The sequence below is a fragment of the Pseudomonas sp. genome (assembly GCF_050739775.1).
In the GTDB taxonomy this organism is placed as follows: domain Bacteria; phylum Pseudomonadota; class Gammaproteobacteria; order Pseudomonadales; family Pseudomonadaceae; genus Aquipseudomonas.
The window spans coordinates 1-10,918 of sequence record NZ_JBOICA010000075.1; the positions used below are offsets into that span (position 1 = coordinate 1).

The 10,918-nt window shown below is 61.4% G+C and carries 12 protein-coding genes and 1 pseudogene; 3 read left to right on the top strand and 10 right to left on the bottom strand.

The window, feature by feature from the left end; genetic code table 11:
* Positions 1-54: 54 nt before the first annotated feature.
* Both ACRESH_RS23625 and ACRESH_RS23630 read right to left on the bottom strand, forming a co-directional pair.
* The gene (locus tag ACRESH_RS23625; protein ID WP_431744246.1) at positions 55-735 is read right to left on the bottom strand and encodes an MOSC domain-containing protein; all 681 of its coding nucleotides are present in this window, start codon (positions 733-735) and stop codon (positions 55-57) included.
* A gap of 5 nt (positions 736-740) precedes the next feature.
* A complete protein-coding gene (locus ACRESH_RS23630) occupies positions 741-1,298 on the bottom strand; it encodes a MarR family winged helix-turn-helix transcriptional regulator (protein ID WP_431744247.1) in 558 nt (185 codons plus the stop codon).
* A 124-nt stretch (positions 1,299-1,422) separates the two neighbouring features.
* Between ACRESH_RS23630 and ACRESH_RS23635 the strand changes: the two genes are divergently transcribed.
* Complete coding sequence (locus ACRESH_RS23635; protein WP_431744248.1) at positions 1,423-2,157, top strand: hypothetical protein; 735 nt, start codon at positions 1,423-1,425, stop codon at positions 2,155-2,157.
* A gap of 85 nt (positions 2,158-2,242) precedes the next feature.
* Positions 2,243-2,629 carry a hypothetical protein gene (locus tag ACRESH_RS23640; protein WP_431744249.1) on the top strand — a complete coding sequence of 129 codons (387 nt, stop codon included), beginning with the start codon at positions 2,243-2,245 and terminating at the stop codon, positions 2,627-2,629.
* A 183-nt stretch (positions 2,630-2,812) separates the two neighbouring features.
* Here ACRESH_RS23640 and ACRESH_RS23645 read toward each other — a convergent pair whose 3' ends face one another.
* The 3 genes from ACRESH_RS23645 to ACRESH_RS23655 all read right to left on the bottom strand — a co-directional run bounded on the left by ACRESH_RS23645 (position 2,813) and on the right by ACRESH_RS23655 (position 7,597).
* Positions 2,813-4,555: an amidohydrolase gene (locus ACRESH_RS23645; RefSeq protein ID WP_431744250.1), complete on the bottom strand. Its 1,743-nt coding sequence runs from the start codon at positions 4,553-4,555 to the stop codon at positions 2,813-2,815.
* An 82-nt stretch (positions 4,556-4,637) separates the two neighbouring features.
* On the bottom strand, positions 4,638-5,618 hold the full coding sequence (locus ACRESH_RS23650; protein WP_431744251.1) for a response regulator transcription factor: 981 nt from the start codon (positions 5,616-5,618) through the stop codon (positions 4,638-4,640).
* Between the two features lie 74 nt (positions 5,619-5,692).
* Entirely contained in the window at positions 5,693-7,597 is a 1,905-nt protein-coding gene (locus ACRESH_RS23655; RefSeq protein WP_431744252.1) for a M14 family metallopeptidase, read from the bottom strand.
* Between the two features lie 72 nt (positions 7,598-7,669).
* On the opposite strand from ACRESH_RS23655, the gene ACRESH_RS23660 reads away from it, so the two are divergent.
* Positions 7,670-7,996, top strand: a complete 327-nt coding sequence (locus ACRESH_RS23660) for a cupin domain-containing protein (protein WP_431744253.1) — start codon at positions 7,670-7,672, stop codon at positions 7,994-7,996.
* Between the two features lie 3 nt (positions 7,997-7,999).
* Here ACRESH_RS23660 and ureG read toward each other — a convergent pair whose 3' ends face one another.
* From ureG to ureC, 5 genes and pseudogenes are all read right to left on the bottom strand, one after another.
* Complete coding sequence (ureG, locus tag ACRESH_RS23665) at positions 8,000-8,620, bottom strand: urease accessory protein UreG (RefSeq protein ID WP_431744254.1); 621 nt, start codon at positions 8,618-8,620, stop codon at positions 8,000-8,002.
* Between the two features lie 10 nt (positions 8,621-8,630).
* Positions 8,631-9,305, bottom strand: a complete 675-nt coding sequence (locus tag ACRESH_RS23670) for an urease accessory protein UreF (protein ID WP_431744255.1) — start codon at positions 9,303-9,305, stop codon at positions 8,631-8,633.
* Complete coding sequence (locus tag ACRESH_RS23675; RefSeq protein WP_431744256.1) at positions 9,305-9,850, bottom strand: HupE/UreJ family protein; 546 nt, start codon at positions 9,848-9,850, stop codon at positions 9,305-9,307. The genes ACRESH_RS23670 and ACRESH_RS23675 overlap by 1 nt, the downstream gene beginning before the upstream one ends.
* 20 nt (positions 9,851-9,870) lie before the next feature.
* On the bottom strand, positions 9,871-10,350 hold the full coding sequence (gene ureE / locus ACRESH_RS23680; RefSeq protein ID WP_431744257.1) for an urease accessory protein UreE: 480 nt from the start codon (positions 10,348-10,350) through the stop codon (positions 9,871-9,873).
* 10 nt (positions 10,351-10,360) lie between these two features.
* Positions 10,361-10,798 (bottom strand): annotated as a pseudogene (ureC, locus tag ACRESH_RS23685) (urease subunit alpha); the annotation flags it as partial.
* Between the last annotated feature and the right edge of the window lie 120 nt (positions 10,799-10,918).

The window sequence follows — 10,918 nt, forward strand, 5'->3', positions numbered from 1 at the left end:
AGCCCGCTCCTACGGGACCTGTAGGAGCGGGCTTGCCCCGCGATAGTCGCATACTTACATCTGTGCCCCCTGCAGGCGTGGCGACCAGTCTTCCACTTCAGTCTTTTCCAAGCGACGCTCCAGGGTCCGCCGCCAAGACGCAACCAATGGCAATTCCAGGCACTGGCGAATGACCTCAGCGTCCACTCGCTTATCGAACAGCACAGCCGACAGCCGCGCCACCGACCATTGTGGGTGGGGACGGGCCAGCAGTTCGAACGACGCCCCCGCCGCCAACACACCCTCCTCCAGCACCCGGTAATACCAGCCGGTACGACCGCTCTGCTGGACGCGCAGCGACATATCCTTTACCCCGAAACGGTCATTTAGCTTCCAGCACGGCATACGCCCCTGGGATATTTCCAGCAACGCGGTGCCCACTCGCAAACGATCGCCGAGGCATACCGTCTGCTCGGTCCAGCCGTAGGTGCTGAGGTTTTCGCCGAAAGCGCCGGGCGCTTGCAACAACGGGTGCTCACCCAACTCGGCAGACCACAGCGCATAGTGCTCGCGAGGGTAATGGTGGATCGCCTTGTCCTTGCCGCCGTGTACCCGCAAGTCGCCCTGCTCGTCGCCGGTCAGGCCCAGTTCAGTCACGGCCAGTTCGCCGCTGCGCGGCTGCTTGGCGATAGCACTGTTGGTTCCTGGCCGGGTAAAGGGCACGGCCTTGCCGGTCAGGACAGTTTCAAGCTTCATCGGCATTACTCCGTCAGTTCGGCGAGCTGGTGCTCGCGGCAGATCAATTCGCGCTCGGCCGCGGTCAGAGGCTCCTGGGTCAGTTCGCAAAAGCCACCGATGGCGGTCTTGCGATGAAAACGGCAGGTCTTGCACAGACCGAATCCGGGTACGTTTTCGCTGCGCTGGATAGTACGCAGCAGGTCGCCCAGCAAACTTTCCAGATCCTGAGCACGAGCCCCCATGCGTGCGGAGGCTGCGGCCAGAAAATCCGGTGGCATCACTGCATCGAGCAACGCCTGGGCAGGTTCGGTCAGGTTCAGGTGCACACTGCGTTTGTCCGTCACATCCTGGGTCTTGACGATCAAGCCCTTGGCCTCCAGGGCCTTGAGCGATTGCGAAACCGTACCCTTGGTCAGGCCCAGGTACTCGGTAACCGCCAGCGGTGTATTGGAATAGCGGTTGCAGCGCACCAGGTAGAGCAAGGCGCTGAGTTGAATCGGCTGGAGGTCAGCCAACAGTGGGTGCTGGCGAAACCAGACGCGGGTCAGGCTCGACAGCCTTTCCAACAGGTCGAAAAGCACGGTGTGTGGCCTCGGTTGATCATGTCGTTAGATGGTATCGAATAAAAACTATATTGACAAAGACCTGGATGAGCTTAGGCTATTTCGTATCGATTCGAAACCATGCCCCAGCAGGAGTCATCTCATGATACGTACCCTGGCCTTCACCCTCAGCCTGTTCGCCACCCAGGTCTGGGCCCATGAAAGCCCTGGCATCGGCAGCGCCAAGGGCAATGCCGAAGCCGCCTTCGACCTGGTCCAGACCCGAGTCTTCAAGCAAGGCGACAACCTGGTGTTCGAACAGCTGGTCGACGGCAAGGCTGGTAGCCGCCTGCCGAGTGCCAAAGGCTCGTTTGCCGGTGCCGAGGTCTACAGCTATGTCTGGCCTACCAGCCTGGATAGCAGCAGCGTCGGCTTCGAGGCCAAGGCCGGGATCCTCGCCCTGGCACTGACCTCGCACCCGGACTTCGATGACACCCCGCAACTCGATGAAAACCGCGATGGCAAAAGCGACAACGACGGCGGCCTATGGCATTCCCACTGGGTGGTCTTGAGCAAGGATGAAAGCTGCGGCCCGAGCGGGCTCAAGGTGCGTGACATACCCGAAGGAGCACAACCGAAATTGCCCGCCACCTGGCCAGGAGCGCCGATCTACATCGACTCCCCCGGTTATGACCTGAGCGTGGACAAGAACGCTGCGCAGATCAGCGTACCCCTGGCGGCTGTGGGCTTCCCGCAGAGCTTCAATTACGACGGAGTGACCGCTGCCCTGAAGGTCAACGCCGACCTGCACAACCCGCTGTTGTGTGTCAGCAGCGTGTGGGATATCAGCTCCGGCGACCTGTCGTTGCCGGGCACCTGGAAGCTCAAGCAGGATTGAACCTCATGCACCAGGCGAGCCGCCCGATGACAGGCAGCGGCTCGCCTCTGGGCAAAGGCCCGTCCTCATCGCTATGCTGGAGGTCATGAACGCCTCCTTGCCAACCCGCTCCCCCTGCCCGCCCGGCGTCTGCAATTGCGGCCGTGAATCGCTGCAGGACATGCGCATCCTGCTGCTGACCCGTGAGGAAGAAAAGCGCTTGCTCGAACGCCTGGAAAACCTGCAGAGCCTGGCAGACCTGGAGCACATGCAGCGCAAGCTGTACGAGAACCTGGGTATCCGCCTGCAGATCAGCCCCAGCTACAACGAAGTGCGGACCATGCGCGGCTTCAACATCCAGATCGAAGAACTGCCAGGCCTATGCCGCAAGACCCGGCAGAACATCCCCGCCGCCATCCGGCGGGCCTTGGAACGCCAGCCTGAAATAGCCTTCCGGCTGCTGGATGCCCATGACTTGTTGCGTGATGCTTGAATGGCCATTCACGCTATTGAAGGCCTCATCGCGGGGCACGCCCTGAGCGTCTCGCACCGCCATCAGAACGCCTTGCTGGCACTGACCGCCACAAAACCCTTGTTGTTGGTGTGCGGGTAGATTCGTGCAGGCGAAGCCGGGCCCCTCGCAGAGCAAGGAGCCAGGCATCGTCAGGGAGAGCGGTCAGGACGCGGGGGCGTAGACCTGTTTGCCGGCGAAGAAGGTCTTCAGCACTTGGGTCTCGAACAATTCATCGTTACTGACCTTGAACACATCACGATCAAGCACGATCAGGCCGGCCTGCTTGCCAGGCGCCAGCGAGCCGATCTGCTGGTCCAGGCGCAAGGCCTTGGCGGCGTTGAGGGTGTAGGCCTGGAACATGACCTCGCGGTCGACGCTTTCCTTGGCATTGAGCACGCCCAGTGGTCCTTTGCGGGTAATAGCCTGGGCGATGGCATTCCATGGGTTGGGGCTGGACACCGGCCAGTCGCTGGCACCGGCAATCAGCGCACCGGCGTGCTGCAGGGAGTGCGCCGGGTACTGATAGCTATAGGCCGAAGCACTGATGTAGGGTTTGACCAGCTCCACGGTGTAGTTCTCTCCCGTAGCCCAGAGCAATTGCATTGAAGCGATCACACCCAGTTGCTTGAACCGTGGAAAGTCCTTGGGGTCGACCAGTTGCAGGTGGCTGATACTGTGAGCCTTGGGGGTACTGTTGAGCTTGCGTGCGTACTCGACGCCATTGAGCGACTCGCGTACCGCACGGTCGCCGACTGCGTGCATGTGAACGATCCAGTCGCGCTGTTCCACCGCAGCCACCAGCGCCCCAAAGTGCTCGGGTTCGATCAGCAACTGGCCGTCTTTCTGGCTGTTCTTGTAAGGTGCAAGCACGGCGGCTGTCTGCCCAGGATATTCGAGCACCCCGTCGACGAAAACCTTGATGCCCGGAAAGCTCAGGTTGGGCACGCCTTCATACTTTCTCATCACCGTTGCCAGTACTTCCAGGTCCCCTGGCCGGCTCTTGGGGTTGGCGATCATCAAAGCGGCAACATGGGCGCTGAGCTCGCCCTTCTGCGCCAGTGCACGGTACAGCGGCAACACCCCGTAGCTCTGTTCGGTGGGTTTGAAATCAAACAGCGAATCGTCGTTGCCTGCGTTGGCGGCCGCGTCCATCCAGGCGGTCACACCATACTGGTTGTTGATCCGCACCGCTTCACGGGTGGCCTTGAGCATGACTTCTTCGCTGGCGGCAGGAATCTGGCTGCGTACCTGGTCCCAGCGGGACTCGGAAAAATAGCCGTTAGGGGTGAAGTCAGCTTCGTGGCCTACATAGCTTCGGTCTTGCTCTGACATACCCTTGACCAGAGCCGCATCGATTTTCACCCGTTTGAGCATGGCGTTGTTGGCCCAGCCGGTGTGGCCGTCGATGCCGCTGAGCACCAGTGGCTGGTCCGCCCAACGCCCCTGGTTGAACAACTGGCCCAGCTCGCGGCTTTTCTCCCAGTACGCCGAACTCACCCCGGCAATGCTGATGACATCACCGGCACGCCCGCGACCGTCCTTGACCTCGGCGAGTATCCATTGCTCAAGTTCCGGCAGCGGCTTGACCTCATCCTCAAGGTTGGCGCCGAGGTTGGCGAAGGCGCCCATGACCGGATGGCTATGGGTGTCGATCATGCCGGGCATCAATACCTTGCCCCCCAGGTCGATACGTTGTGTGTGAGCATCGGCCAGGGCGTTGATCTGGGCATCGCTACCCACTTGCAGAATTTTGCCGTCCTTGACCGCCACCGCTTGCATCAGGGCCTGGCCGGGCTCGGCGGTGAACACCTTGCCGTTGACCAGCACAAGGTCAGCAGCGGCCATTGCCTGCAGCGAAGTAAAGGCCAGGGTAGCGGCCATCAGGCTGGAAATCAGTCGTTGCATTGGAACGCTCTCTTGTTTTTATCGGCTCTGGACCCACCCTACAACGCGCGACAAAACAACGGACCTCCGCAAATGAGGAGGGTCAGGCGGTTTTTTCCGCAACCACTGCTGCCGAACGCAAGGCCGATCCCAGCTCCACCTTGCTCTTGACCCCCAGCTGCGCATAGCAATTGCGCAGGTAGGTGCGCACCGTGGCCGGGCTCAACGACAGCATCCGGGCAATTTCCTTGTACGAATGGCCAGCGGCGAACAGCATGGCGGCGGTACGTTCACGAGGCGCCAGCACCACGCCAGGGGGCGGTGCTTCAAGTGACAGGATCACATGCTCGGCATTGGGGCTAAGCGTCAGTGCGCAGCGCCCCAGGCGCATCACACAAGGCACCTGGCGCAGCTGTGCAGTGACCGCGGGCGGCAACAGGGAGCCATTCCAGCCCGGCACCTCGCGCTGTATCGCCGCGCACAAGCGTGCGCCGACGTACAGCAGACTGCCGTCCAGGCGGGCAACGCCGAAGTCGCTGGCACCGTTGCCGGTGTCGATGCGAATCATGTCCTGCACCTGAAAGCGCCAGAGTTGCAGCAAATGTGCGCAGAAGGCGGCAAACAGACCATCCTCGCTGGTGTTGAACGCTTCCTCATCCACGCCCCGGTATAAGCAGACAAAGAAGCTCAGTCCACTCTCGGGCAGTTCAAAGGTGATGTTCATCAGGTGATAGAGGTCGTAACGGCGGGCAAAGTCGTTGACCGCCTCGACAGGGTCGGTGAACTCGCTGTCGCGTATCACCCTGCCCGGCTTGGCCAAGGTGTCTTGGGCAAAGCTGTCCAAACCGGCCACATGGTGCCATTCGCCGGCAAAGCAGGCCGGCAGATCGATACGCCCATGCATCCAGCTCTGCAGTGGCGTGCTGGCGACGTCGGTGGACATCTCCCCCCACCAGGCCGAGGCGAAAGGCACCAGTTGACGAAAGGCCTGCAAGCCGTCGGCGATAAAATGCGAACCACCCTCCTCACGGGCAAGGCTGGCCAGCTGCAGCACACACCGGTTGAACGCTTCGAGCGTTGCCATCGACACCTGTGCGTCATTTGCTTGAACCGCCACCATCGGTCTCTCTCCGATCACTACTTGACCCGCAATGGCCTTCAGAACACCGCCCCGACCGGATAGACAAAGGCATTCACGTCATAAAACGGCGTGCGCTGGTAAAACCATTGCAGGCGCGCACTGGGGCTGGCGGCAAAAACCTTGTCGCTCTTGAGTTTCTTGTCAAACTCGGCCTTGAGCTCAGGGCTCTCGGCCAGCATCTTGCGCGCCATGGGCTCCATCACGTACTCCTCTGGTTCTTCCGCCACCACCAGGGTCGAGTTGAAGAAGCCCCAGGCCCAGAACGAATCGGGGCTTTCTGGGTACAGCAGGTTCACCGCTAGCACCCCCAAGGGTTGATCAAGGTCGATCACTACCGAACCTGCCGGGAAGGTCTGCAGCCGCTCGAAGGGCTTGGCCACACCGCTGACCGGCAGACGCCCTTCGTAACCGGGAATCTGGTTGGCTTGCGCGCGATCAGGCTCGAAGCCGCCCGCCACCTTGACCTCATCCATTCGGTAAAGCGTGACCGCAATCGCCGTGGGCTTGTCCAGAGTGGTCATCTGGATGCCATGGGCCTTGAGCCGGGCAATGACCTCGCGCCACTGGCCGGGTACCACGTACTGCCGGGGACGCTTGGTCACCAGGTCTGGCTCGGTATTGCCGGTCACCGGCACAGTCAGTTGCTTGGGCTTGTTGCTCCAGACGATGGTCTTGGCACCAGTGATCGGCGACTGTTCATAGCGATAGTCGCCGACACTGAACGGCACGGTCTGTGCCTTGCCCGGCTTCCAGGTGAGGACGACATCCTGCTGGCTCTCGAGTCGCTCGCGGTCCTGGCGGATGGCTTCCTTGAGCGATGCCGATTGCTCGCCAATCACCTGGAACATGCTCTTGAGCATCACATAGTTGCCCAGTACCTGGGTCTGGTACGGATGCAAGGCGTGCTGTTCGATGAGGATCGAGGGTACGTTGCGAATGTCACCGTACTGGTTGGAGAACCGCGCATAGTCAGTGCGGTACGGGTAGTAGCCCTGGGTCGGGTCCTGGTTGTCGTTGAGGCTGATGCACTCGTGCACCACGTGTCCGTCCGCCTCCAGGGCCTTGTACACCGGCGCCCGCATGACGCTGTCCATCCACGCACTGCTGGCGGGTGACCAGCCGTTGCCGTTGTGGCAGTAGGAGCTGTCGTAGGGATACATGGCGCCATCGGTGGAATGAGTGTCGGCAAAGAAACTCAGGTCGTAAGTGTTGAACACCCAGGCAACGTTGCGAATCTCCGCGCTGTCGAGCTTGGTAAAGTCACGGTTGAGGTTGTAGTTCAGGCCGTTGACCCGCCAACCGGTCTCCTGCGGACCGTTCTGGTTGATCCGCCCATAGGCGCTGCGGCGCAAGTCGCCATCGATGTTGACGGTAGGAATGAAGAGGATGTTGACCTTCTCCAGCAAGCTCGCCAAGGGCTTGTCACCGCTGCTCATGTCCCGCAGGAGCATGAACATGGCATCCTTGCCGTTGGCCTCACCGGGATGAATCTCGGCCTCGACGAAGATGGTCGGCTTGCCCGACTCGTTCAGCCCGGCCGGCGACTTGTCGACTTCCAGCGAGGCAATGGCCATGACCATCGGGTGGCCTTCGGCGCTTTTTTCCGGCAGATCGTGAAGGACGATGCTGCCCCCGGAAGCCGCGACCAGCTTGTTCAGGTAAGCGCGCGTCTGTTCGTAATTGCTGGTCTGCTTGAAGCCGCTGGCTTCGGCCTGGGTGATCAGCGGATTGTCCGCCTTGGCGATGTAGCGGATGCTCGCCAGGCTCTGCTCGAACATTGGCGGCAGGATGCGCTGCTTGGCCGCCTCTGGATAGCCGCTATCGTCAATGTAGGACGGGGCGCTGGGCAGTGCGGCCAGCGCAGGCAGACAAGTGCTCATCAGCATCGCGACACAGAGGGGCTGCAAAAGCGGGTGTTTCATGATGATTCCCTATCATGAGTGGCAGACGCCACCTTAAACCACAATGTGATGCCAGACGAGGGCCTTGCAGCGATGCTCAACAATCTGTTCAGTCCCCTTCCCGCTGCTACAGCGCAGGAACACTTCGACGAACTGCTGACCCGCCCGGGCTTGTGTATAGAGCGCATTGTCTCCCACGGTCAGGCGAGCCCTGCGGGCTTCTGGTATGACCAGCCAAACGGCGAGTGGGTGTTGCTGCTCACTGGCTCGGCCGGACTGCGTCTTGAGCACGAAAGCTGTGAACGGGTGCTGCAGCCAGGGGATTTTCTCGAGATCCCGGCCCGTTGCCGACACCGGGTCGAGTGGACTGACAGCGCACGGGTGACAGTGTGGCTGGCGGTGCATTTTGGTGATAGTTGAGAACTATCGCGGGGCAAGCATCCCGCGCTCGACAATGAAATCGATCACCCGCTGCAAACCCTGCCCGGTCTTGAGGTTGGTAAAGGTCCAGGGCCGCTCGGGACGCATGCGCCGGGTATCCTTTTCCATCACTTCCAACGACGCGCCCACATAGGGCGCCAGGTCAATCTTGTTGATCACCAGGAAATCCGACTTGGTGATCCCCGGCCCGCCCTTGCGCGGGATTTTCTCGCCCTCGGCAACGTCAATCACATAGACCGTCAGGTCGGCCAGTTCCGGGCTGAAGGTAGCGCTGAGGTTATCGCCACCGCTCTCGACGAAGATCACTTCGAGGTTGCCGAACTTGCGCGCCAGGTCCTCCACCGCCGCCAGGTTCATCGAAGCGTCTTCGCGAATGGCGGTGTGCGGGCAGCCGCCGGTTTCCACGCCGACGATGCGTTCCGGGGCCAGGGCGCCGGCTTCGGTGAGGATGCGCTGGTCTTCCTTGGTGTAGATGTCGTTGGTGACCACCGCGATCTCATAGTGATCACGCATGGCCTTGCACAGGGCCTCGAGCAGTGCGGTCTTGCCGGAGCCGACCGGGCCGCCGACCCCGACGCGCAGGGGTTGCTGGTAGCTTTGCATAGGGCTTTCCTCAGGATCGGAACAATCGGGTGTATTGGGTTTCGTGACGGGCCGAGGCAATTGCCAACAATGGCAATCCACCCCCTAGCTGATCGTCGGGAAGTTTCAGGGCGTTTTCCAGAACCTCGGGCAATGCTTCACACAGGTCGCGCAGCAGGCTCTGGGCTGCCTGCTGGCCAAAGGGCACCAGCTTGACGCCTGCCATCACCGCGCCTTCGAGCCAGGCGAAACCATGGCCCAGAGCCAGATCGCGCAACGGAATATCCCAGTGCGCTCCGAGCCAGGCCATGCCACCCAGCTGACTCAAGGCCAGGCTTGGCCGCCACTCGGCTGCCTGGCACAGCTGCCAGCCATCCAGCAACCGGGCCAGAGCCATACCACGCTGGCGCTCTTCCAGGCGCAGCTCGGCAGTTTCGCGGTTGGCCAGCAGGAACTGGCTCCAGCGCGCGAACGCTTCGGCATCATTGTCGCGGCACGCCTGATACAAGCGCGCCAACAACGGCCAGTCGAGGTAACCGAGGGTGTCTTGCAACTGCTGACGTTGCCAGCAGCGAAAGCCTTCGGCGCCTTGCACCCAGCCGGCTTCCACCGCCCACTCCAGCCCCTGCGAATAGGTGAAACCGCCCACCGGCAGGTTCGGACTGGCCAGTTGCAGCAGACGTAACAACCTCAAGTCACTGCTCATCAGCCCGCCAGCACCAGTGCAGCACCGGCCAGCAAGCCGCCACCAAAGGCTTTTTGCAAGCCACTGTGACGGCGCAGCAGACAGCCAGCGGCAAAGCCCGCCAGCAACAGCAGGCCGCTGACCGCGACAAAGCCTGCGCTGAACACCCAGAACGCGCCCGGACTGGCTTCAACACCATGGGCCCAGCCATGAAACAGGGCAAACAGCGGCATGGCCAAGGCCAGCATCATTTGACGGCCAGGTAACAACAACGCCGCAGCGGCCACCAACAATGAGCCGATGATCATCTGTTCCATGCCGATCACGCTGCCGAACAAATGCCCCAGCAACGCCCCGCCGAACATGGCGCAGAGCGTCAGCAAGGGCAGCGTCAAGGTACGACCAGTCAAGGCCGCGAGCACACCGGTGCCGAGCAGCATCAGCAGATGGTCAAGGCCGGTCAGTGGATGCAGCAAGCCATCCTGCAGCGGGTTGGCGTCATGGCCCGGATGAGCGAAAGCCGGTACAGCAACCAGCAGCAACGCGAGGGCAAGAGTCTTGTTCATGGATAATTTCCTTATCAACTTCAATGGTGAGCAACGCGAACAAAGGGATGATCGTTATGTGCATGGCTATGCGGCGCACTCTGGTAGGCACCGGCTTCGGGCTCGAATGGCGCCTGTTCCACCGTCACCTGCAAACCCAAGCCACGGACCATCTCGTCCAGTACATGGTCGTGCTGATAACGCAAAAAGCCGGCGTCGATCTGCAACGGCACATGACGATTGCCCAGGTGATAGCTGGCCCGCGCCAACAGCAACGGACTGCCACAGCGCACGGTCGACACCTGCTCAGCTGCCGCCAGCACGCGAATCACTTCAACACCCTGTTCATCACCCAACAGCTCGCCACCGCGCAGCAACTGGCCGCGCTCAAGCATCAGGCCGGCCTCGCGACCGTCATCGAGGGTGACCCGTACCCGGCTCTTGATCCGTGTGTCGAGGGTGAGGGTCAGCGTGGCGCTTACCTCCTCGGCTTCACTCAGCCGACGCGTTAGAACAATCATGTTCGCTCCTTCAGAACAGAAAATAACGTTGCGCCATCGGCAGCACCGTGGCCGGCTCACACACCAGCAACTCACCGTTGGCGCGTACCTCGTAGGTCTGGGAGTCCACTTCAATCAATGGCAACAGACCGTTATGGAGCATGTCGCCCTTGCGCACCATGCGACAGCCGTTGGCCACACCGATCAAGCTACGTAAGCCCAACTGCTGATGGACGCCGCGCTCAACGGCCGACTGCGACAGGAAGGTCATGCGCGTAGCATTGCGCGCCGCGCCCAAGGCGCCGAACATCGGCCGGTAGTGCACCGGCTGCGGGGTCGGGATCGAGCCGTTGATATCGCCCATGGGCGCCATGGCGATCATCCCGCCCTTGATCACCAACGCTGGCTTGACCCCGAAAAAGGCCGGGGCCCAGAGCACCAGGTCGGCCAGCTTGCCCGCCTCTAGGGAAACTCTGAAGAAGACTTCCAGATTTGGCAGAATGCTTAACCTCAAACGCCGAGACACCTGATGAAGCAGATGACCTTCGCCGACGCCGAGTACGCCGGCAAGCGCAAGCAGACCCGCAAG